Here is a 23,093-nt window from a genome sequence, read left to right on the forward strand (position 1 = left end):
GACGCATCTCACCGTCGTTCGACCTCAACCATGAAGAAGTCGCTCTTCGCCGCCCCGCAGTCCGGGCAACTCCAGTCTTCGGGAATGTCGTCCCAGCGAGTGCCCGGTTCGATACCGTCCTCCGGCCAGCCGACCGCCTCGTCGTACTCGAAGCCGCATTGCGCGCACTGATACAGCTTGTAGTCGTTCATGATTCACTCCCCGCCGTTGCCGGCATCGGCTCGAAGTCCAGCTTTTCCCTCACGCCGCAGTCCGGGCAGCACCAGTCGTCCGGCACGGCATCCCACGGCGTGCCCGCCGGAAACCCTTCTCGTGGTGCACCCTTCGATTCGTCGTAGACGTATTCACACACCGGGCATCGATAGCTGCTCATCACGCTGCTCCGTACCGAGCAAGGATGCGATCACGCTTGGACGGCTGAACGTTGACGCGGGTGATGTCGCCGCCATAGTGCGCAAGGACTTTGGGATCCATCACTTTTCGCCACAGCGGTGGAACGTAGGCGAGGATGATCATGCTCGCGTACCCACTGGGCAGGTTGGGCGCACCGTCCATGCTTCGAAGCGTCTGATAACGACGCGTCGGGTTCGCGTGATGATCGCTGTGACGCTGGAGGTGATACAGGAAGATGTTGGTGCAGATGTGATCACTGTTCCAACTGTGCTCCGGTGCTGCACGCTCGTACCGCCCGCTGTCCAGACGACGACGCTTCAGTCCGTAATGTTCGAGGTAGTTGACGGTTTCGAGCAGACAGAATCCGAACACGGCCTGCAGCACCAGGAACGGCAGTACCGAGAGGCCGAAGACGGCGACGAGGACACCGAACAGTACGACGGACATCAACCACGAATGCAGGACGTCGTTGCGAATTGTCCACGGCTTCTTACCCAGTCGATCGAGTCTGGCCTTTTCCAGGGACCACGACGAGCGCAGAGATCCCCACACACTGCGCGGCAGGAAGGTCCAGAAGCTCTCACCGAAGCGAGACGACGCCGGATCCTCGGGCGTGGCGACGCGCACGTGGTGTCCACGATTGTGCTCGATGTAGAAGTGGCCGTAAAACGACTGCGCCAGAGTGATCTTCGACAACCAGCGTTCGAGATCGTCCTTCTTGTGACCGAGCTCGTGTGCGGTGTTGATCCCGATTCCTGCGACACAACCGATACTGATCGCCAGACCGATCTTGGAGATCAGCCCAAGTCCCCCGTCGATTCCGAGCCAGGACAGATCGGTCGCCGACAAGAGGTAGCAGGCCAGGACCAGGCTGACCAACTGGAACGGTATGTAGATGTAGGTGCAATACCGGTAGTACTTGTCGTTCTCGAGGCGCTCCATCATTTCGTCCGGCGGATTCTCGCCGTCCGGGCCGAAGAAGATGTCGAGGATCGGGAGCAGGATGTAGACGAGCAGCGGCCCGATCCACCACCACACCGGCGAGACCGCATTCCATCCGAGACTGTTGAACAACGCGACCAATCCGACGGCGATGAAGACCGCCGTCGGCGGCACGAGGCCGAGCAGCCAGAGGTATCTCTTCTTGTCACGCCACTGCTCGGGCGGGAGCGTCTGGCCGGATTGCGAGTCCACGTGCGTCGACACGGTCTACCTCCTCGATTCGGACCGACCCGAAAACTGTGAGTCAGTTCACTATGAGGTAGACAGTACTACTGATTTTGTACAATTGATAGACAAATTACAATCTTTGTACATTTACTCGATTTCGCCGCGTTCACGCTTCCCGATCATCGAATGCTGCCTGCTGTAGGCAAAATAGATGACAACGCCGAGGGCCATCCAGACCACGAACCTCATCCAGGTCTCCACCGACAGGTTGAACATCAGCCACAGACACGCGAGGACGGCCAGAATCGGGACCAGCGGGACCAGCGGCACCCTGAATCCGCGAGGTAGGTCGGGACGCGTCCGACGGAGCACGAGAACCCCGATCGAGACGAGAACAAAAGCGAACAGTGTGCCGATGTTGACCATTTCCTCGAGGGTGCCGATCGGAAAAACGCCGGCGAGCACCGCGACCACGACGCCGACCAAGATCGTGATCCGCACAGGGGTTCCGTGCTTGCCGGTCGGCGCCAGGCGTCGTGGCATCAGACCGTCGCGTGCCATCGCGAAGAGCACCCTGGTCTGCCCGAGCATCAGTACCATCACCACTGTCGTGAGACCGGCCAACGCACCGAACGAGATGACGTTTTTCGCCCACGTGATGTCGTGGAAGGCGAATGCCGTTGCCAGGTTGGAGGTATCGCCCTCGAGCTCGGTGTATTTCACCATCCCGGTCAGCACCAGTGTCACCGCCACGTACAGAACCGTGACGATCAAGAGCGAACCCAGGATGCCGCGTGGCAGCGCCTTCTGCGGCTCCTTCGCCTCCTCCGCCGTCGTGGCGACGACGTCGAAGCCGATGAACGCGAAGAACACCAGACTGGCTGCCGCGAGCAATCCGTACCACCCGAACGTGCTGCCACCGGCCCCGGTCACGTACGAGAACAACGACTGGTGGATGCCCTCTCCCGTCGAGCCCGGCTCCGACGGCGGAATGTACGGCGAGTAGTTGTCGGTGTCGATGTAGAAGAGGCCGACGACGATCACCAGCAACACCACCGCGACCTTGATCGCCGTGATCACCAGCGACACCCTCGACGAGAGTTTTGTGCCGGTCGCGAGCAGGATCGTGATGACAGCGATCACCAGCACCGCACCCCAGTCGAATGAGATCGGCCCCAATTCGACGATCGGGCTGCGTGAGCCCATCACTTCGCCGAGGTACAGCGACCAGCCCTTGGCGACCACCGAAGACGCCAAGGCGAATTCGAGGATGAGATCCCAGCCGATGATCCAGGCGACGAATTCGCCGAATGTCGCGTACGAGAACGTGTACGCGCTACCGGCAACCGGGACCGTCGACGCGAATTCGGCGTAACACAGCGCTGCCAGTCCGCAGGCGATGGCGGCAATGACGAACGCGAGCGAGACCGACGGCCCGGCGACATTTCCCGCCGTCCGAGCCGTGAGTGTGAAGATGCCCGCACCGATGACGACTGCGACACCGAACACCGTGAGATCCCACGAGTTCAGTTCTTTCCGGAGTTTGGTTTCCGGCTCGTCGGTGTCCTTGATGGACTGCTCGATCGATTTGGTTCGAAACAGCTTCGACCGTCCAGATCCGGCCTGCTCGTCCTTGACAGCCATTGCCGCCTCCTTGCTGGGGACCAGCAGGTCCCACCATGGGCAAGTAGAGAGATGGCATCAGCCTAAGCCCGCAGGCGCAGCTTTGTTCAGGGTTTGTCGGGAGCCTGTAGATCTGTTTCAGGGCGATCTCCTGCGCTGAGACGATCCAGGTCCGGCTCGAGGTAGATCACCCGCGCCGCAGGCACTGCAGCGCGCACGCGAGACTCGGCCTCGTCGATCGCCGTCGCCACGTCCGAGATCGTCGATCCGATCGGCACCGCAACCTTGGCAGCAACAAGGATCTCCTCGGGACCGAGGTACTGCGTCTTGCAATGAATGACGCGTTCGATACGAGTTCCGTCGACCAGGGCGTTGAGGATCAGTTCGGTCTCCACCGCCGTTGCGCCCTCACCGATCAGCAGCGACTGCATTTCGATGATCAGAATGATCGCGATGATGCCGAGCAGGACACCGATGCACAGAGTTCCGATGCCGTCGAAGACCGGATTTCCGGTCACCATCGTGAGGCCGACGCCGCCGAGTGCAAGGACGAGACCGATCAATGCGCCGGTGTCCTCGAGCAGCACAACCGGGAGTTCCGGGCTACGAGAGGTTCGGATGAAGTTCCACCACGACGCATTTCCCTTGAGCGGTCGTGATTCCTTCGCTGCGGTCCGGAAGCTGTAGCCCTCCAGACAAATCGCTATGACAAGAATCGCGATTGCCACGAAAGCCGAATTGAGTTCTTCCGGATGTTGAATCTTGTGAATACCCTCGTAAATCGCGAACAGCGAACCGAGGGTGAAGAGCACCAGTGCAACGACGAACGAATAGAAGTATCGGTTGCGCCCGTAGCCGAACGGGTGCAGTTGATCCGCGTCACGTTCTGCCTTCTTCTGCCCCAGGAGCAGCAAACCCTGATTGGACGTGTCGGCCACCGAGTGCACCGATTCGGCGAGCATCGACGACGATCCGGTGATCAAGAATCCGGCGAACTTGGCTACGGCAATTCCGGCATTGGCTCCGAGGGCCGCCAGAATTGCCTTCTTGCCACCATGAGCCGACACAATGTCTCCTAGTTTCCGACTACGGCACTGAAAACCTGCGCAGTCGGGGTCCGTGTGCTCAGGTGTATCGCGGGCTCGTCGGCAGCGATCCACGCCGCTCGGCCTCGATCGAGGTCGAGAGTGTCAGTGCCGCACGTCGCAGTGACCGCGCCGTCGGTGCAGATCAGAATCCGCGGGCCTGAAGCGTCGACGACGATGTCCGTGGAATTCGCGTCGAACTCCAGACGCGTCAAACGAAATTCGGGCGCCGGCGTGACGTACTCGTATCTACCTGATCCTGACTGACCTGATCCAGATGACGGGGCCGGATCGAGCACTTCGATATCGGCCCCGACGAAGTCCAGAACCCTCAGCAATTCGGGCACGTCGACGTGCTTCGGTGTCAGCCCACCACGCAGAACGTTGTCGGAGTTGGCCATGATCTCGACCGCGAGTCCATGGAGATACGCGTGGAGATTGCCGGCAGCGAGAAACAGTCCTTGGCCGGGCTCGAGGGTGACGCGGTTGAGCAGCAGTGCCGCCAGAACACCGGCGTCGCCGGGGTACGCCTCGCTCAATTCCAGCGCGGTGCGGATCTCGGTCACGAATTCGGCGTCGTGGTGCGCGACGTAGGTGATGCACCCGGCAAGTACGGCAGGGAGCAAGGTCCCGAGCACCGTGGACGGCAGCGTGATCCATGTCGTGAACAACGCCCGCAGTCCGTCGGAATCGGGTTGGCCTTCGAGCAGACCGATGTACGGCTCCAACTCGTCGACGGCCAGAGCGCGCAGCAATTTGACAGTCCGCGTCGGCTCGCGGAATCCGGCAAGCGCTTCGAATCTGCTGAGCGCGACAACGAGTTCGGGCTTGTGGCTGCCGTCCTTGTAGTTGCGAATCGGCGATTCCATGGGAACGCCGAGTGCGTTCTCACGACGAAAACCCTCGTCGGCTTGAACGGCGCTGGGGTGCGCTTGAAGCGACAGCGGTTCTTCCGCCGCAAGCAGCTTGAGCAGGAATGGGAGTCGCTCACCGAATGCCTCGAGGTTCTCACGGCCGAGTTCGCGTTCGGGTTCGCGGTGCAGGACCTCGAGCAACGACTCGCTTCCGGATTCGGTGATCACGCGCGCCGGGTCACCCGGGTGCGCGCCCAACCACAATTCCGCTTCGGGATGATTCGACGGAGTCGAAAGACCGCGTAGTTCGGCAATTGCCGTTCGCGAGCCCCACGCGTAAGAACGAAGTGCACCTTCGAGTTCACGCACTTACTTCGCACCGCCTGTCAACTGCACGTACGCCGCGGCCATGTCTACTCGAGACGCCAACACGAATACCTGCTCCATCTCCGATATGACCACGTTGGTCTGGTCTTCGTCTGCCGCAACCACCAGGTCGGCGTCAGCCAGTGCGTCCATCCGGCGCCTCGCCTCCCCGCGCGTGGATTCGGTCGCGAAGACGAACGCCCGCGCCGGCGGGGTCGGCAGCGCGCCGTCGAGTTGCGGATCGTGAAAGAAGGGGTCGTGGAACACCGAATCACGTGAAGCTGCGTCCGGCGCGAACAGTGCACGCGCCGAACGAATCACCTCGGACATCTCGGCGGCAGCGGCGTTCAGGCCGGAGCTCATCAGCGCAACGCTCGAGAACTCTGCGAGTGCTGTTGTCACGGAACCACTTCCACACAGAACGACTCGCCGGCCGCTCATCCTGGTGGCCAACGACTTGGCCGGGTTGTGGAATACCTCGTTGGCCGGTCCGTCCCGCAGCGCCTCCACATCAACTGCGTCGGCGATTCGACCGAGCACCGCCGAACGGTCCTCGATCGATCCCTTGCCCTCGATTTCGGCGGCAACCGCGAGGAAGACGGCGAGGAACCGCGTCATCGTGTGCCGGGGCAAGGCGTAGAGCCGCGGTGGCAAGGGCATGGTGCGCCCGGCCGCCACGGCTCGCATGGGCCCCTCGTCGGGAACGGCGACAACAACCTCGGCGCCGCGGCGTACGGCACTGTCAACGGATTCGACGAGGCGTGGATCACCGGCATCGTCACCGGCGACGACGATCACGTCCAACGGCCCGGCCCACGACGGCGTCCGGTCGAGTACGAGGAGCGGGCAACCGACCGAATCTCCGACGAGAGCAAGCGCGATCCTGGCTCCGTGCCGGGCGCCACCCGCGCCGGCGATGAGTACGACGCTGCGCGGACGCAGACCGGCCAATCGGGAGATCACACCCTCACCGACGGCCGACGCGGTGGCCCGAATCTGTGCGCCGCCCATGGCTACAGACCGCAGTAGCCCTTCCGAATCGGCAGCTGACAAACCCTCGCTGTCGTCGAGGTCGAGAAGCGGCATCGGCGCTGTCATCTCACCGCACCCCCTTCTCCGTTAGCAGTTCCCGCACCATCCAGCATTCCAGCTCCACGCGGTCCGTGGTGGCAAAGCCCTCGTTCCCGAGGCCGTGGTTCCTTAGATAGTCCCCCAACTATCCCAGGGCTTCGGCTCACCGACAAACCGATCAGACTCGGATTCAAGCCCGGACGATCGCCAGAATTTCGTTCACCAATGCGTCGACATCGGCGGACGTGGGTGCTTCGACGTTGAGTCGCAGCAGTGGTTCGGTGTTGGACGCGCGCAAGTTGAACCAGGCATTTCCCTCGAGACTGACCGTGACACCGTCGAGGCGATCCACCGACTCGGTGCGGTCGGCAAATGCCGCCAGTACAGCGGCCGTACGATCTGCCGCGTCAGCCACGGTGGAGTTGATCTCGCCCGAGGCCGCGTAGCGGGTGTACTCCGCCATCAACTCGGAGAGCGGACGATCCTGCTCGCCCAGTGCGGCGAGTACGTGCAGCGCCGCGAGCATGCCGGAGTCGGCGCCCCAGAAGTCGCGGAAGTAGTAGTGAGCGGAGTGCTCGCCGCCGAACACCGCACCGGTCTCGGCCATCTCCTGCTTGATGAACGAGTGGCCGACTCGGGTACGAATAGCGACGCCGCCGAGTTCTTCGACCAGTTCGGGCACTGCCCGTGACGTGATCAGGTTGTGGATGATCGACGCGCCCGGTTCCTTCGCGAGTTCGCGCTTGGCGACAAGTGCCGTCACCGCGGACGGCGAGACCGGGTCGCCCTTCTCGTCTACGACGAAGCAACGGTCCGCGTCACCGTCGAACGCCAAGCCGATGTCCGCTCCGGTTTCGCGCACGTAGGCCTGCAGGTCGACGAGGTTGGCCGGATCGAGCGGATTGGCTTCGTGGTTGGGGAACGTGCCGTCGAGCTCGAAGTAGAGCGGCAGGACGTCGAGGGGCATCGGCCCGAATACGGCCGGCGCGGTATGGCCGCCCATACCGTTGCCTGCATCGACTGCGACCTTCAGCGGGCGCAACGCAGCCAGGTCGACCAATCCGCGGAGGTAGCTCGCGTATTCCTCGAGGACGTCCTTGGTGCTGGCGGTGCCTGCCGGTCCGTCGTACGCGGGAACACCCGAGACGACCTCGGCAGAGATGACTGCGAGGCCGGTGTCCTGACCGACCGGCTTGGCGCCGGCCCGACACATCTTGATGCCGTTGTACTTGGCGGGATTGTGGCTCGCCGTGAACATCGCGCCCGGGCAGTTCAGCAAACCGGATGCAAAGTAGAGCTCGTCGGTCGACGCCAATCCGATGTAAACGACGTCGAGCCCTTGAGCAAGCACGCCGTCACCGAAAGCCGAAGACAGTGTGGGCGACGATGCGCGCATGTCGTAGCCGATCACAACCGTCGTGGCGGCGCCGGCCTCGTCGCGGACCAGGCGGGCGAACGACGCACCGACGTCGCGGACAAAATCTTCGTCGATCTGCTCACCGACCACACCGCGTACGTCGTACGCCTTGATGATTGCAGCAACCGACTCGGCTGTTCGCCCCACTGAAAACTCTCCTTGTGCATGCACCCTCACAGACGGGAACGTCCGGGCGCATGGCGTCCGGAGATTCGCAGTACTCGGGTGTGGAAGTACTCGGTCGAGCCTAGCGTCTACGGCGACGAATCTCGCGTCAGTTGGACGGGTCGGGCAGAACGCGTAGGTGTCCACGACGCCCTGTACGGGCAGTACTCGGAGCTGCGGGACGTATGTCCTCATCTGCATCGACGTTGGACTTGCTGCGATCTCCGAGACCGGCCTCACGTACAGCTTCAGCCAAAGCGGTCAGATCGTCTTCGTCGGGAGTACTCGACGCGAATCCGCCTTCGTGGCGGACGAGTTCCCACCCCTTGGGGGCGGTGATTCGAGAGCCGTGAGTGTCACACAAATCCCATGAATGGGGCTCGGCGACGGTTGCCAGCGGCCCGACAACCGCAGTGGAGTCCGAGTAGACATACGTAAGCGTCGCGACGGCGGGGTTCTTGCACCCGGGGCGGCAGCAGCGACGCAGAGATCTCACAGGTACGGAGCCTAGCCCTCCCCACGTCCGGAACCTACTCGGACACACCGAGCAGTTTCTCCTGTCGTAATCTGGCGCCATGCCACAAGCCCGCCGCCGACGCTCGGTCACCACTCGTTCCATCGAGCGACACGGCCGTGGCCTGCGCGGACCGCTACTTCCCCCGGAGGTGCCCGCCAGGCGTACCCGCGCGGAGAAGTTCGATCTCCTGGTGCTCGACGCCTTCTCTCCCGTCGACCTCACATGGCACGACCGGCTGACGAAACTCGACATCGCAGTGGACGAAGTTCCGAAGATTCACGCGCACGATCCGGAGTCCGTCACATGGCCGCCGGAGGTCATCGCAGACGGCCCGGTTCCACTGTCACGACTGATTCCGGCCGGAATCGACCGTCACGGAAATACGACTCGCGCAAGAATTGTGCTGTTTCGCCGCCCATTGGAGCAGCGAGCGAAGGATCCGGAAGAACTCACGGATCTGGTGCACGACGTGTTGGTCCATCAAGTCGGCACGTATCTGGGCGTCGACCCACAGGTCATCGACCCCACGCTGCCCGACGAGGACTGATACTGCCCGACGAGGACTGACGCACTGTCAGACGAAAAAACTGATGTCACACGAAGAAGTAAATCCACACGAAGAACAAAACAGTCGTTGCTTGACCTGCAATTCCCCGTTGCAGGTCAGACTTTCGAAGACCGCCCGTCAGCCCCGACGCTGACAGAACCGATTCAGCAGCAGATCAGATGATCCCCCGCTTGAGTCGCCGACGCTCGCGCTCGGACAACCCTCCCCAGATTCCGAACCGTTCGTCGTTCGCAAGCGCGTACTCGAGGCACTCGTCACGAACTTCACAACCGAGGCAGATCCGTTTTGCTTCCCTCGTCGATCCTCCCTTTTCAGGAAAGAACGCTTCGGGATCGGTCTGCGCGCAGAGAGCACGCTCCTGCCACTGATCCTCGATGGTGTCGAACAATTCTTCGAAGCCGGTGACGAGACTCAGCACTGGCCGAGTACTCATACCGTCGAACTCACTGCTGCAGGCACCTTCTGCTGCGCCTGCTCGGGAATCGGTCTGCGGTTCGTCGCTTACTGTCATTGCGAGAGAACTGATCTCGACATTTTCATTGGGCATCGTTCCGCCTCCTCACCTGTAATAGCGCAGAATTTTCACTCCATCTTCAACCCCACCCCGTCGACCGTTCGAAACTGTGTTCGAAACCGGCCCCGCTGCAAGTGAACTCACAAGTAGCGGTTGGAATGACACATTTGAGATTACACACGTCCAGCGTGTCGCGGTCAAGCTAAACGAGATGAATCCATTAGTATTCCGGCCCTCAATTGACGGGACCTTCTGCCCGCCAGACACGACGACGCGCCGACCGCCTAGGCTCTGTTGTCGTGAACGTGACTGTATTGGTTGGCGGCGTCGGCGGGGCCCGTTTCCTTCAAGGTGTTCAAAACGCGCTCGGAATCGCCGGTGGTGAATCCCTCGAGAAATACGAAGGCCCACATCGCATCACGGCCGTCGTCAACGTCGGGGACGACGTGTGGATGCACGGTCTGCGCATCTGCCCCGATCTGGACACTTGTATGTACACACTCGGCGGCGGCATCGACACCGAACGCGGGTGGGGGCACGCCGGCGAAACCTGGAATGCGAAAGAAGAACTCGCCGCGTACGGCGCGAAGCCGGACTGGTTCGGCCTCGGAGATCGCGATATCGCAACGCATTTGATTCGCAGCCAGATGCTCCGCACGGGATATCCGTTGTCCGCGATCACCGAAGCGTTGTGCAATCGCTGGAATCCCGGTGTCGCACTGCTTCCCGTGAGCGACGACCGCAGCGAAACACACGTCGTGATCACCGATCCGGAAGACGGTGAGCAGAAGGCGATTCATTTCCAGGAGTGGTGGGTACGCCATCGGGCACAGGTGGAAACGCACAGCTTCGCTCACGTCGGCGCCGAGCAGGCCAAGCCTGCGCCAGGGGTGGTCGAGGCGATCGACGGTGCCGACATCGTGCTGATCGCACCGTCCAATCCCGTCGTGAGCGTCGGCGCGATCCTCGCGGTGCCCGGCATTCGCGGTGCCCTGCGAACAACCGCGGCCAAGGTTGTCGGCCTCTCCCCCGTCATCGGCGGAAAACCGTTGCGCGGCATGGCTGACGAGTGCCTCGAGGTGATCGGGGTCGAGACGACTTCGGAGGCGATCGGTCGCCACTACGGAGCTCGTTCGATCAACGGTATTCTCGACGGCTGGCTCGTCGACGAAGGTGACACGGCCGACATCGACGGGGTGGACGTGCGAAGCATCCCACTTTTGATGACGTCCCCCGAAGAGACCGCGAAAATGGTTCGCACGGCTTTCGAGATCGCCGGAGTCGAACTGTGACCGAGCCCGGAACCGAAGCAAGCCGCGACAGAAATCACTCTCCCGGTGATCACTCCCCCGGCGCCGCAATCGAAGTCATTCCCGTGCTCGGGCTTCCCGAGTTCCGGCCCGGAGACGACTTGGCCACCGCTGTCGTCGACGCGACGCCGTGGCTCGAGAGCGGCGACGTCGTTGTCGTCACGAGCAAGGTGTTCTCCAAAGTCGAGGGTCGCATCGTTTCCTCACCGACCGATCCGGAAGAGCGCGACGCGGCACGACGCCTCCTGGTGGATCAGGAAGCCGTCCGCGTCGTGGCACGCAAGGGCCGCACTCTGATCACCGAGAACAAACTCGGAATCGTGCAGGCCGCATCGGGCATCGACGGCTCCAACGTCGACGGTGCCGAATTGGCGCTGCTCCCCGTGGATCCGGATGCGAGCGCTGCGGGTCTGCGCGCCCGAATTCTCGAGAGCACGGGCAAGTCCGTCGCCGTCGTCGTCACCGACACGATGGGTCGTGCGTGGCGCAACGGGCAGACCGACGCCGCAATCGGTTCCTCCGGCATTCCGGTCCTGCACGGCTACCTCGGAGCACAGGACAGTCAGGGCAACGATCTGATCGTCACCGAGATCGCGATCGCGGACGAAATCGCCGCTGCGGGCGACTTGGTCAAGGGCAAGCTAGGCGGCGTTCCCGTCGCCGTCGTTCGTGGGCTTCGGTTCGAGGACGACGGTTCGAGTGGCCAGGATCTGATTCGCCGCGGCCCGGACGATCTGTTCTGGCTGGGCACCGAGGAAGCTACGGCGATGGGCCGTGGCCAGGCGCTGCTGTTGCGTCGATCGGTCCGACAGTTCGCAAGTGATCCCGTCGACGCGGAGATCATTCGCAGCTCGATCGCCGAGGCACTCACCGCTCCCGCACCGCACCACACGAGACCGGTTCGATTCGTGTGGCTACGCACGGAGTCGGTCCGCACGGCTCTTCTCGAGCAGATGCGCGAGAAGTGGGCCGCCGATCTTCGCGCCGACGGTCGCAGTGACGAATCCGTCGAGGCCCGGGTTGCCCGCGGAAACATCCTGTTCGACGCCCCCGAGGTCGTCATTCCCTTCTGCGTGCCCGATGGCGCACACAGTTATCCGGATGCCGGACGAACCGCGGCGGAGTCGACGATGTTCACGGTCGCCGCCGGCGCGGCAGTGCAGGGACTGCTGGTCTCGTTGGCCACCCGCGGCGTGGGAAGCTGCTGGATCGGATCGACGATCTTCGCCGCCGATCTCGTACGCGAACAACTCGATCTCCCGGCGGATTGGCAGCCACTCGGTGCCATCGCAATCGGGCACCCCCTCGAACCACTGACTCCGCGCTCTGTCTCCGCCCCCGGGGACGCGTTGGTGGAGCTGTAGGTCCCATGTCAGCCGAATCGCTGCACGCCTCCGCCAAGGGCGTCCTGGAGGGCTGGGAGACGTCCTCCGAAGCGGACGAATCATTGCGGCACACGATGCTCGCGTTCCTCGATTCGGCTCCGGACGGCTGCCTTCGTCGCCACGCACCGGGACACATCACCGCGTCGTCTCTCGTTCTCGACGAGAGTGGCTGCCACGTCTTGCTGACCCTGCATCCCAAGGTGGGCAGGTGGATTCAGCTCGGCGGCCACTGTGAGCCCGACGACGAGACGGTGGTAGATGCGGCATTGCGGGAAGCTCGCGAGGAGTCCGGAATTCACGACGTTCGGATAGACGCGGACCTACTCTCCGCCCACACGCATCCGATCACGTGCTCACTCGGAGTACCGACTCGCCATCTCGATCTACGGTTTCTTGTTGTGGCGCCGGACAATTCACATATCGTCCGCAGCGCAGAGTCCACCGACCTCAGATGGTGGCCGGTGGACGTGCTCCCACCTACAGCGGAACGCGAGACCATCGACCACCTGGTCGCGCTCGCCCGTCAGCGCAAGAATCAGGACTGAATCGGAGACAGCTGGGGCTGCTTGGCGCTCACGCCGTCGCCCGACGATGTTCCCTTCACGCGCCGAGCTACCCACGGCACCAAGAACTCTCGCGCCCATTGACGATCCTCGCGACGAGTTTCGGCTTTCGTGAGAACCGGCGCAGGCCCGAGATCGGGCGGGGTCAATCCGTGTTCGACACCAAGCACGTCGAGCACACGCGTCGCCATGTTCTCGTGCCCGGAGGGCGACATGTGGAGGCGATCCCAGTCCCACATCCGAAGGTCCTGATATTCGGAGAATCGCCAGAAGTCGACGAGGGTCGCGTCGTGGCGGTCGGCCACCTCGCGAACAAGCTCGTTGTAGATCGCCAGACGTCCGCGGAGCTTGCCGAAGAAGGCGGACCATCCGGTGTCGTACGCGGTGAACATCAGAACCCGAGCGCCGGATGCAGTGAGCTGACCGATTGCCGAATCGTAGCGGGCGACCATCGCATCGATGTCGAGCTTCGGACGCATCATGTCGTTTCCGCCGGCGTAGATGGTCACCAGATCGGGCTTCAACGCCAGAGCGGGTTCCAACTGCTCGTCGATGATCGGTCCGAGTAGGCGACCACGAATCGCCAGGTTGGCGTAGCGGAAGTCGGGATTGTTCACCGCCAGCTGCTCGGCCACTCGGTCTGCCCACCCGCGCAGACCGTTGGGGAATCGTTCGTCGGCGTCGCCGACGCCCTCGGTGAACGAGTCACCGAGGGCAACGTAACGGCTCGGAAGAGAAGTCATACCCGCCAGTATTCCAGTAGGTCAGCTAACGATCACACATCTGTGCTGAAGCGCACGCCACCGTCCGGCAGCGTCACCCCCGGCCACACGCGTGCGCCGCGCAACAATTCACACCGCGCACCGATGTCCGCGCCGTCTCCGATGACAGCGTCGCGGACCAGCGCTCGGGGTCCGATACGGACGCCGAATCCGAGGATCGATCGTTCGACCACCGCCCCGGCTTCCACAACGGCGCCGTCGAAGAGAATTGCACCGTCGAGGCGAGCGCCTGCACCAACTTCTGCGCCTCGACCGACAACCGTGCCGCCGATCAGAACAGCGCCCGGCGCGATTCCGGCCCCGGGGTGAACCAGCGACTCGCCGCGCGGACCTTCGAGAGCCGGCGAAGGTGCGATACCTCGCACCAGGTCGGCGGAACCGCGAACGAAGTCCTCGGGGGTTCCCATGTCACGCCAGTACGACGAGTCGACGTGGCCGAACACCCGCTTGCCCTCGGCCAGCAGATTCGGGAACACCTCGCGCTCGACCGATACCGGTCGTCCTTCGGGGATCTGTTCGATGATCTCGCGCTTGAAGACGTAGCAGCCGGCGTTGATCTGATCCGTCGGCGGATCCTGAGTCTTCTCCAGGAATGCCGAGACTCGTCCGTCCTCGTCGGTCGGAACACAACCGAATGCTCGCGGGTCTCCCACACGAACCAGATGCAGGGTCACGTCGGCGTCCGTCTTCTCGTGGGTCTCGAGAATGCCGTTCAGATCGGTGCCACCGAGCACGTCGCCGTTGAACACCATGACGTTGTCACCGCGCAACTTCGGCAGAACGTTGCGGATTCCGCCACCGGTGCCCAGCGGTTCGGTCTCGAAGACGTAGTCGATCTCGAGGCCCATCTTGGAGCCGTCGCCGAAGTAGTCCTCGAATACCTCTGCCTTGAAGGACGTTCCGAGCACGACGTGCTTGATTCCGGCTGCCTCGATGCGGGCGAGCAGGTGCGTCAGGAACGGCAGGCCGGCGGTCGGAAGCATCGGCTTGGGTGCCGACAGCGTCAGCGGACGCAGCCGAGTGCCTTTGCCGCCTACCAGGATTACGGCGTCGGTCGGATTCGGATCGGACATCATTTTCCCCCGTGGTTCGAAACTGATGGGTTGTCGGTCGAGTTGTCGGTGCGAGCGCGCTCGCGAACTGCAGAAGCTACGGCGATCTTGGATCGCACCGCGAGGCCACCGCGCAAGGCAAGTCGTAGCGGAGCCTGCCACCAGTGCGGATGGCGATCAGCCTGGAACTGGTACGCACTGCGATGATGGGCAGGCAACATCAGTTCCGGATGACGTCCTGCCGCATGGCCTTTGGCATGGGTGACGACGGCCGAGGGGACGAATACGTTGAGCCACCCGGCTTTTCCGAGGCGGTCACCGAAGTCCACGTCCTCCATGTACATGAAGTAACGAGAGTCGAAACCGGAGATGGTGTCGAAGGCGTCGCGTCGCACCAGCAGGCACGACCCGGAAAGCCACCCCACTGCACGCTCGGTGACGGCCTCGTTCTCCTGACGGTAACGAGCAGTCCACGGGTTCTTCGGCCATACGGTACCGAGCAACGCGTGCCCGACGCCCGAGGTGATGTCGGGCACCGTTCGCGCCGACGGATAGACACTGCCGTCCGGTTCGAGGACCTTCGGCCCCAGTGCACCGGCCCTTGGCCACCGATTTGCCGCAGCCACCAATTCGTCGAGTGAACCGGGTGCCCATTGGACGTCCGGGTTGGAAATCACGACGAATTCGATCGACGAATCGATCTCCGCTACAGCCCGATTTATCGCTCCCCCGTACCCGATGTTTCCGCCGGTTCGAAGCAGACGGACATGCTCGTACTTGGCATCGGCGGCCTCGGGGGCACCATCGGTCGACCCATTGTCGGCCATGATGACCTGGGGTTTTTCTGTCGTCGCCACAGCGAGCGTGCTCAAGAAATTCTCGAGATGCTCGCCTGGCGAGTAGGTCACCGTTACCACGGCCAGCTTGGGACTCACGCCGGTCAGCCTAGCCGTCCGCGGCCACTGTCCCGAACAATGCTCACGCCAGAGCGGCGTGCAGAGCCTCTCGCCACGGACGCAGCGGCGTCATTCCCGCGGTAACCCACGCCCGCTCGGACAAGACCGAATATGCCGGGCGCGGGGCAGGGCGTACGAACTCCGCACTACTGCACGGGCGCACCCGAGCAGGGTCTGCTCCGATCTCCTCGAAAACAGCTCGCGCCAACTCGTACCAACTTGCTTGCCCGCCGTTCGTCACGTGGAATGTCGACGCACCCGCGAAGTCCAGCAGCGCGAGTTCGACGATGCCGCCGGCCAGATCGACGCTGTACGTGGGTGACCCGATCTGGTCGTCCACGACGTTCACGAATTCGCGTTCGGCTTCGAGCCTTCTCATCGTGGCGACAAAATCCGTGCCGACACCGGAATACACCCACGCGGTGCGGACAACGGCCGCGTCAGCCCCCGACTCTCGAACAGCGATCTCGCCGTCCAGTTTGGTTCGGCCGTAGACCGTCGCGGGACCGGTCGGTGCATCGACGTCGTATGGCGAGCTTGCATCGCCCGGAAAGACGTAGTCCGTCGAAACGTGGATCAACCGCGAACCCGCCCGCGCACAGGCTTGCGCGAGATTCCGCGGTCCGATCTCGTTGACCGCCCTCGCCGCCTCCTGGTCGGTCTCGGCAGCATCGACGGCCGTGTACGCAGCGCAGTTGATCAGCACCGAACCAGGCGAGACGAAGTCGTCAACCGCGCGGCTGTCGGTGATGTCGAGCTCGCGGGAACCGACGGCCGTCACAGTGTGACCCGCCGACGTTGCGAGAGCATCGATACGTGTTCCGAGCTGCCCTCGGGCGCCGGTGAGCAGGATATTCGTCACACGGTTGAGTCTGGCACGCCGCGTCGAGGTACCCGCGGCCGAGCATCGGACCAGTAACCTGAAGGGGTGTCCCACCAGCAACCGCAGCGCCGCGCGCGTCCACGACCTGCGCCGATTCGGACCAAGACGAGCCCGGCTCGCATAGCGGTCGCGGTGCTGTCCGTGCTCGTACTGCTGGTCACCGGGTTCGCATGGCGGGGTGTGGACTCGTTGAGAAACAGCCTTGCCACTGCCAGCGGACTCGGCCTCGGTGGCGGCAAGGACGGAGCAATCGACATTCTGATGGTGGGAACGGACAGTCGAACCGACGCGCACGGCAACCCGCTCTCACAAAGCGAGCTCGACTCGTTGCGCGCAGGTGAGGAAGTTGCGTCCAATACCGACACCATCATCTTGATCCGCGTCCCCAACGACGGGAGTTCCGCGACCGCGATCTCGATTCCCCGCGACGCGTACGTCAACGTCCCGGGTATCGGTATGTCGAAGATCAACGCCGCGTTCGGTGCCACCAAGGAAACCGAACGGCTGAAGTTGGTCAACAACGGGTCGTCCGACAGCGACGCAGACAAGAAGTCGACGGAAGCCGGCCGGACCGCGCTCATCGGAGCGGTGGCGAATCTGACCGGCATCACCGTCGATCACTACGCCGAAGTCGGACTACTCGGATTCGTCCTGCTGACCAACGCAGTGGGCGGAGTCGACGTGTGCCTCAACGCGCCGGTAGACGAGCCGATGTCCGGAGCCAATTTCGCGGCCGGGAAACAGACACTCGACGGTGCCGACGCGCTGAGCTTCGTGCGACAACGACACGATCTTCCTCGCGGCGACCTGGACCGGATCGTTCGCCAGCAGGTGTTCATGGCTTCTCTCGTCAGCAAGGTACTCAGCGCAAAAACCCTCAGTGACCCCGGCAAGCTCAGTCAGCTGACCTCGGCTGTCCAGCGTTCCGTCGTGATCGACGACGATTGGGACATCATCGAGTTCGCCAAGCAGTTGCAGAATCTGGCCGGCGGCAAGGTGCAATTCGAGACAATTCCCGTTCTCGACATCAACGGCATGACCGATTACGGCGAGTCCATCGTCAAGGTCGATCCCAAGGCCGTCAAGAAGTACATCGCGGGATTGGTCGGCGCCGACAGCGAGGACTCGGAGGAGACCTCCGAGGCACCGACCACGGTGAATGCGTCCTCGATCACGGTCGACGTCGCAAACGCCAGTGACATCGCAGGGTTGGCCAGCGGGGTTTCCGAAGCGTTGAGTGCCCTCGGATACAAGCAGGGTCAGGTCGGCAACAACACCGGCTCCGACGTCACCGAATCTACGGTGTTCGCAAAGTCCGCGGACGACGACGCAGCACTCGCGGTGGCCGAGGCACTCGGCGGTCTGACGGTCAAGGCGGATTCGTCATTGTCCTCGGGCAAGGTTCGGGTTGTCATTGCCGAGGACTACAGCGGCCCGCAGTCCGCGGACGCGGTATCCCCGCCCGAAGGAGCGACAAGCACGACTGAATCGTCGAGCACCACCGAGACCAGCCCCACTCCCGCCCCTCCCGGTCCGCCGATCGACGCGGCCTCCAACGGCCCGCGCTGTGTCAACTGAAAAATTGTGTGAACTGAACGGCTGCGTAAGCTGACGACGTGCCTTCGCCTGTAGACAACCTGACCGACGCCCTCCTCGGACCGATCCTGGCTGCCGACCCGGCCGGCCCTCGCGTGACCTACTACGACGACGCCACCGGCGAGCGCATCGAATTGTCTGCGAGCACTCTGGCCAACTGGGCGGCAAAGACAGCGAATATGGTCCGCGACGAGTTCGCTCTCGAGCCGGGCGGCAAAGTTGCCGTGCTGCTTCCCGCGCACTGGCAGAGCGTCGCCGTCTTGCTGGGTGTGTGGTGGGCAGGCGGTGAGGTGGTCCTCTCCCCCGACGCCGACGCCGAACTGGCTTTTGTCACTGCCGACCGACTGGACGATGTTGCGGACGTACCGGAGGTAGCCGCACTCTCCCTCGACGCGTTCGGCAAAGGTTTGAGCGATCTTCCGCTCGGCGTCGCCGACTACGCAACCTCCATCCGTGTGCACGGCGACCAGTTCCGTAGCGCCGGAGCCGGTTCGGCGCTCGAAGGCCGGTCCGTAGCGGACACGATCGACGCGGCACGGGCATCGGCGAAGAACGTCGAATTGGTGTCGACGGATCGTGTCCTCTCCAGTCGCACGTGGGACACGGCAGACGAATTGATCGACGGGCTTCTGGCAGTTCTCGCCGCGGGCGCCTCACTCGTGCAGGTGGCCCACCCGGACGCGGAAGCTACCGCGCGCCGAGTGGGCACCGAGAAGGTCACGAAACAGTTCTGAACGCTAGCTCGCGAGAGCTGTTACCGGTGACACCAGCCCCGCCCGCCTAGCGGGGAGCAGTGACGCGATCACACCGCAGATTCCGCCGATCAACACGATGGCTACCAACTGCACCCACGGCACTGCGCTGAGGGCGACGTCCTCGATCCCGAATACCGATGCGGTACCGGCTACACCGAACACCATCCCGAACAGCACTCCGATCACCGATGCGACTCCTGCCACGAGCAGCGCTTCCCAGATCAACATGGCTCGAATTCCCTTCTTGGTCAGTCCGAGTGCGCGAAGCAGTCCGGATTCGCGGCGCCGTTCGAGAACGGACAGTGCCATGGTGTTTCCGACGCCGATCAAAGCGATCAACACCGCTACCGACAGCAATCCGGCAACCACCATGAGCATGGTGTCGAGGATCGAATCGAGAGCTGAACGCATCTCGGTCATGCCCTGAACATCGCTGCCCGGCGCTTCCTGGCGTGCCAGTTCCGTGATGCGGTCGGTGGCGGCCAAAGCCTGTTCGTCAGTATCCGTCCCCAGCCTTACCCAGTACGAATCGGTGGTCGGCGCGGTGGCCGCTGCACCGAGATCGCCTCGATCCAGTAGTGCTGGTTGACCTTTCACGCCCTCGACCACGCTGACGTTCACGACGCCGCGATCCCCACGCACCGTCGCCGTATCGCCCGCCGAGAGCTTGTATTCGGTCAGGTCAGCGGGCGAGAGCACCAACTGACCGGCCGCGGGTACCGAGATCTCGGTACGCAGAACATCTTTCACCCGCGCAGCGTCGACGCCGAATCCGGCCAACGAACCGCGCCCGTCGATCGTCAGTTCGGCCTTGTCCAGACCGCTCACCGCGCCGACACCGTTGACCGCGGCGATGTCTGTGCCCAACCCTGCGGGAAGCGGTGCCGAACCTGAACTGCTCACCATGACGTCGACGGGGAATTGACTGTCCATCGCCGCGGGTGCGGCTTCCTTGACCGTCGCGATTCCCACGACGAGCGTGCTCGTCAAGGCAACACCGATCAACAATGCGGTGGCCGTCGCCGAGGTGCGGCGTGGGTTCCTACCGGCGTTGCCTGCTGCCAGGCTTCCCACCGGACCGATCAGTCTCGCCAACACTCCGCCGGCCGCATTGATCAGTGCAGGCACGATTCGACCGGACAGTGCCGCGATCCCCAGGAACGAGAACAGTCCACCGGCGGTTGCGGCCGGCACCTGCTGATTCGTCACTCCCAGGACGGTCATCGCGATGCCCGCGAGCAGGATCACGACGCCGAGAACCCGGCGCACCACCGATACCTGAACGCTCTCGGGCTTGGACTCCATCGGCTGCAGTGCTGCCAGCGGGGAGAGCCTCGTTGCCGCCCTCCCGGGCGCAGATGCAGCGAGCATCGTCATCACGATGCCGACGGCAAGACCGACGAGCACGGTCACCGGGGTGACGCTCAGTGACGAAAGAGGAACCGGCACATCTGCGGCCGTTGCTACGCGACCGATTGCCCAGGCAAGTCCGACACCGAGTCCGACGCCGATCACCGAGGCGATCACGCCGACCGCCGCGGCTTCACTGCGAATGCTCCGGCGAACCTGTTTGGCCGTGGCGCCGACGCATCGCAGCAACGCAAGTTCCTGAGTGCGCGCCGCGAGCAGCACGGCAAATGTATTGGCGATCACCAGCGCGGCAACAACAACGGCGATGGCGCCGAAGGCGAGCAACACCGTGCTGAGGATCTTGGTGCCGCCCATGTATTCGGCTGCGGCGTTGTCTGTGGCTTCTTCGCCGGTCAGCACGGTGGAGTCCGCGGGCAACGCGCTCGAGATCGAATCCACGAGTTCTTGCTGAGAGCGTGAACCGTCACCGGCGACACGGAACTCACGTTCGGCACTGTCACCGGCCCACGCGCTCACCTGCTCGGCGGTGGTGAATATCTTGATCCCGCCCAGTCGTTGCGCCGAACCGGAGAGGTCGACCAGTCCGACTACCTCCGCGGTGGGTGCGGCGGCACCGACCGTCGAATCCCGTGCCGTGACTGTGATTCGGGCACCGATCGGTATCCCGGAGTCCGCGCTCACCAACACCTGCCCCAGACCAGCCGGAATCGATCCCTCCGACACCTTCTCCCAACGCAATTCGGGATTGTCGACAATCGAGAGCGCATCCCCGTAGGACGCGCCCTTTGCCTCGGAGTCGACACGAACATAGGTCGACACGTCGTCGGCCACCGCCGAGACGCCCGGCACCGCGCTCAGCAGTGCTTCTGTCACGCCTGGACCGGACGCGACGACATCTGTGGTTTCGTATTGCGTCGCAAGTGATTTGCTCACACTCGCGTCGACAGTCGAGCTCAAGGTCAAAGTCGCGACGATGTATCCGACGGCGATCACCACCGCGAGTATCGACGCCACATAGCGCCCGGCATGTGCCCGCGCCTGCGCAAACGCCAGACCTCTCATCGCAGTGCACCCGAAACTGCAGGAACATCGGCCAGGTCGTCGGCACCGAGAGCTCGCATGGCACCGATCACCGAGTCGACGGTGGGATGGTCGATCTCTCCGGCTATACGCCCGTCCGCGATCAACACGACTCGATCCGCGTACGACGCCGCCACCGGATCGTGTGTCACCATCACGACCGTCTGACCGGTCTCCCGGACACTGGTGCGCAAGAGTCCCAGAACCTCTGTCCCGGAACGGGAATCCAGGTTGCCGGTAGGCTCGTCGGCAAAGATCACGTCGGGCTGCGGCAGTAGTGCGCGGGCGACGGCTACGCGTTGCTGCTGACCGCCGGACAATTCGTGCGGCAGGTGGTCGAGGCGCTGCGACAGGCCCAGCTTTCCGATCACCTCGTCCATCCACTCGGGCGAGGGTTCACTACCTGCCAGCTTCATCGGCAGCAGCATGTTCTCCCGAGCAGTGAGCACCGGTAGCAGGTTGAACGCTTGGAAGACGAATCCGATCCGCTCGCGTCGCAGTTCGGTGAGCTCCGTGTCGCCGAGTTTCGTGACTTCGGTGTCGCCCAGGAAAACCTGCCCACCCGAGACCGTGTCGAGTCCGGCCAGGCAGTGCATGAGCGTCGACTTTCCGGAGCCGGACGGGCCCATGATCGCGGTGAACCGCTCGCGACCGAAGTCCACGTCGACTCCGCCGAGCGCGTGAACCGTGGTCTCACCGGTGCCGTACACCTTGGTGACACCGCGGGCAGTGATCGCCGGCACTGCGGCTGGTTCCGTCGTGGTGTGCGCATGCATTTTTTGCCCTCCGTAAAGCTTCTCGCTATGACGGAATCGACGTTATTGCAGCGCAAGTGGTCTCCGCGTCGGAGTGCGGGGCGATCTTGGAGAGCCCGGTGTCATCCCGGGGTAGGACTGGACAGGGCGGCGTGTCAGCCCTCGGTGCCGAGGAGATCTGCGCGCCGGACAAGTTCGATCTGGAAGGCGAAGACGACTGCCTGTACACGATCACGAGAATGAGTCTTTGAAAGAACCCGTCCGACATGGGTTTTCACTGTCGTCTCGGAGACGTGGAATTTCGCAGCGATCTCCGAATTCGACAGCCCGTACGCCATGGCTTCGAGCACCTCGACCTCGCGCGGCGTCAACTCTTCGGGCAACTGCGCTTCGGGCGCCGAGCCTTCCAGAAGTGGCCCGACGTGCTGAAGCAGTCGCCGAGTGGCCCGGGCTTCGATCACCGCGTCCCCGCGGTGCACGGTGCGGATGGCGTCGAGCAACTGCTCCGGTGGCACGTCCTTGAGCAGGAAACCACTGGCGCCCGCCCGGATAGCCGACATCACGTACTCGTCGTTGTCGAAGGTGGTGAGCACCACGACCTTCGGCGCATCGGGGTCGGCCAGGAGCCGACGAGTCGCCTCGATGCCGTCCATCTTCGGCATCTGGACATCCATCAGAACGACGTCGACATGACGGGCGGCCAACTCGGTCAGCGCCTGCTGACCGTCCGAAGCCTCGACAACCACCGACAGATCCGGCTGTGAGTCGATGACCATTCGAAAACCTGCGCGGACCAGCTGCTGATCGTCGATCAGTGCCACTGCGATCGGAGCCACGTGTTCGTCCATGCCACTCACCTTAA

General features: G+C 63.2%; 23 protein-coding genes. 6 read left to right on the top strand and 17 right to left on the bottom strand.

What is annotated here, in order from left to right:
- Positions 1-8: 8 nt before the first annotated feature.
- The 9 genes from ATN37_RS12760 to ATN37_RS12800 all read right to left on the bottom strand — a co-directional run bounded on the left by ATN37_RS12760 (position 9) and on the right by ATN37_RS12800 (position 8,640).
- Entirely contained in the window at positions 9-191 is a 183-nt protein-coding gene (locus ATN37_RS12760) for a rubredoxin (RefSeq protein WP_003940894.1), read from the bottom strand.
- Entirely contained in the window at positions 188-373 is a 186-nt protein-coding gene (locus ATN37_RS12765; RefSeq protein WP_003940827.1) for a rubredoxin, read from the bottom strand. Before ATN37_RS12765 ends, ATN37_RS12760 begins: the two co-directional genes overlap by 4 nt.
- Positions 373-1,599 (bottom strand): alkane 1-monooxygenase, encoded by a 1,227-nt coding sequence (locus ATN37_RS12770; RefSeq protein ID WP_218695213.1) that lies wholly within the window; start codon positions 1,597-1,599, stop codon positions 373-375. The genes ATN37_RS12765 and ATN37_RS12770 overlap by 1 nt, the downstream gene beginning before the upstream one ends.
- Before the next feature lie 111 nt (positions 1,600-1,710).
- Positions 1,711-3,207 (bottom strand): amino acid permease, encoded by a 1,497-nt coding sequence (locus tag ATN37_RS12775; protein WP_007731185.1) that lies wholly within the window; start codon positions 3,205-3,207, stop codon positions 1,711-1,713.
- Positions 3,208-3,293: 86 nt separating this feature from the next.
- Entirely contained in the window at positions 3,294-4,253 is a 960-nt protein-coding gene (locus ATN37_RS12780; protein WP_042450115.1) for a cation diffusion facilitator family transporter, read from the bottom strand.
- Positions 4,254-4,261: 8 nt separating this feature from the next.
- Complete coding sequence (gene manA / locus ATN37_RS12785; RefSeq protein WP_042922158.1) at positions 4,262-5,494, bottom strand: mannose-6-phosphate isomerase, class I; 1,233 nt, start codon at positions 5,492-5,494, stop codon at positions 4,262-4,264.
- Complete coding sequence (locus tag ATN37_RS12790) at positions 5,495-6,589, bottom strand: tobH protein (RefSeq protein WP_218695214.1); 1,095 nt, start codon at positions 6,587-6,589, stop codon at positions 5,495-5,497.
- 163 nt (positions 6,590-6,752) lie between these two features.
- A complete protein-coding gene (locus tag ATN37_RS12795; RefSeq protein ID WP_003941022.1) occupies positions 6,753-8,126 on the bottom strand; it encodes a phosphomannomutase/phosphoglucomutase in 1,374 nt (457 codons plus the stop codon).
- A 127-nt stretch (positions 8,127-8,253) separates the two neighbouring features.
- Entirely contained in the window at positions 8,254-8,640 is a 387-nt protein-coding gene (locus tag ATN37_RS12800; protein WP_007731177.1) for a DUF3499 domain-containing protein, read from the bottom strand.
- 79 nt (positions 8,641-8,719) lie between these two features.
- Between ATN37_RS12800 and ATN37_RS12805 the strand changes: the two genes are divergently transcribed.
- A complete protein-coding gene (locus tag ATN37_RS12805; RefSeq protein ID WP_075832845.1) occupies positions 8,720-9,208 on the top strand; it encodes a metallopeptidase family protein in 489 nt (162 codons plus the stop codon).
- 175 nt (positions 9,209-9,383) lie between these two features.
- Here ATN37_RS12805 and ATN37_RS12810 read toward each other — a convergent pair whose 3' ends face one another.
- Positions 9,384-9,662, bottom strand: a complete 279-nt coding sequence (locus ATN37_RS12810; protein WP_020907098.1) for a WhiB family transcriptional regulator — start codon at positions 9,660-9,662, stop codon at positions 9,384-9,386.
- Positions 9,663-10,042: 380 nt separating this feature from the next.
- Here ATN37_RS12810 and cofD point away from each other — a divergent pair, with 380 nt between their 5' ends.
- Genes cofD through ATN37_RS12825 form a run of 3 tightly spaced genes read left to right on the top strand, consistent with a single transcriptional unit; the run spans position 10,043 to position 12,983 of the window.
- Complete coding sequence (gene cofD / locus ATN37_RS12815; protein WP_003940958.1) at positions 10,043-11,035, top strand: 2-phospho-L-lactate transferase; 993 nt, start codon at positions 10,043-10,045, stop codon at positions 11,033-11,035.
- Positions 11,032-12,417 (top strand): coenzyme F420-0:L-glutamate ligase, encoded by a 1,386-nt coding sequence (locus ATN37_RS12820; RefSeq protein ID WP_003940947.1) that lies wholly within the window; start codon positions 11,032-11,034, stop codon positions 12,415-12,417. The genes cofD and ATN37_RS12820 overlap by 4 nt, the downstream gene beginning before the upstream one ends.
- Before the next feature lie 5 nt (positions 12,418-12,422).
- Positions 12,423-12,983, top strand: coding sequence for an NUDIX hydrolase (locus ATN37_RS12825; RefSeq protein ID WP_064688944.1), 561 nt, complete (start codon positions 12,423-12,425; stop codon positions 12,981-12,983).
- On the opposite strand, the gene ATN37_RS12830 is transcribed toward ATN37_RS12825, so the two are convergent.
- From ATN37_RS12830 to rfbD, 4 genes are read right to left on the bottom strand one after another with little or no spacing between them, the layout of a single operon-like run.
- Positions 12,974-13,744, bottom strand: coding sequence for an SGNH/GDSL hydrolase family protein (locus ATN37_RS12830; RefSeq protein WP_003940765.1), 771 nt, complete (start codon positions 13,742-13,744; stop codon positions 12,974-12,976). The two genes, ATN37_RS12825 and ATN37_RS12830, sit on opposite strands and share 10 nt — an antisense overlap.
- Positions 13,745-13,776: 32 nt before the next feature.
- Positions 13,777-14,859, bottom strand: a complete 1,083-nt coding sequence (locus ATN37_RS12835) for a sugar phosphate nucleotidyltransferase (protein WP_037125580.1) — start codon at positions 14,857-14,859, stop codon at positions 13,777-13,779.
- Complete coding sequence (locus tag ATN37_RS12840; RefSeq protein WP_003940999.1) at positions 14,856-15,770, bottom strand: glycosyltransferase family 2 protein; 915 nt, start codon at positions 15,768-15,770, stop codon at positions 14,856-14,858. The genes ATN37_RS12835 and ATN37_RS12840 overlap by 4 nt, the downstream gene beginning before the upstream one ends.
- A gap of 43 nt (positions 15,771-15,813) precedes the next feature.
- Positions 15,814-16,653 (bottom strand): dTDP-4-dehydrorhamnose reductase, encoded by an 840-nt coding sequence (rfbD, locus tag ATN37_RS12845; RefSeq protein WP_125050594.1) that lies wholly within the window; start codon positions 16,651-16,653, stop codon positions 15,814-15,816.
- 114 nt (positions 16,654-16,767) lie between these two features.
- Between rfbD and ATN37_RS12850 the strand changes: the two genes are divergently transcribed.
- Positions 16,768-18,252 carry an LCP family protein gene (locus ATN37_RS12850; protein ID WP_037125651.1) on the top strand — a complete coding sequence of 495 codons (1,485 nt, stop codon included), beginning with the start codon at positions 16,768-16,770 and terminating at the stop codon, positions 18,250-18,252.
- A gap of 38 nt (positions 18,253-18,290) precedes the next feature.
- Positions 18,291-19,004: a TIGR03089 family protein gene (locus ATN37_RS12855; protein WP_003940786.1), complete on the top strand. Its 714-nt coding sequence runs from the start codon at positions 18,291-18,293 to the stop codon at positions 19,002-19,004.
- 3 nt (positions 19,005-19,007) lie between these two features.
- Here the strand turns inward: ATN37_RS12855 and ATN37_RS12860 are convergent, their stop codons facing one another.
- From ATN37_RS12860 to ATN37_RS12870, 3 genes are all read right to left on the bottom strand, one after another.
- Positions 19,008-21,458: an ABC transporter permease gene (locus ATN37_RS12860; protein WP_218695215.1), complete on the bottom strand. Its 2,451-nt coding sequence runs from the start codon at positions 21,456-21,458 to the stop codon at positions 19,008-19,010.
- Complete coding sequence (locus ATN37_RS12865; RefSeq protein ID WP_042450120.1) at positions 21,455-22,252, bottom strand: ABC transporter ATP-binding protein; 798 nt, start codon at positions 22,250-22,252, stop codon at positions 21,455-21,457. The genes ATN37_RS12860 and ATN37_RS12865 overlap by 4 nt, the downstream gene beginning before the upstream one ends.
- Positions 22,253-22,386: 134 nt before the next feature.
- Complete coding sequence (locus tag ATN37_RS12870; RefSeq protein ID WP_218695216.1) at positions 22,387-23,079, bottom strand: response regulator transcription factor; 693 nt, start codon at positions 23,077-23,079, stop codon at positions 22,387-22,389.
- Between the last annotated feature and the right edge of the window lie 14 nt (positions 23,080-23,093).

This window comes from Rhodococcus sp. MH15, assembly GCF_019266045.1.
Classification (GTDB): Bacteria; Actinomycetota; Actinomycetes; order Mycobacteriales; family Mycobacteriaceae; genus Rhodococcus_F; species Rhodococcus_F qingshengii.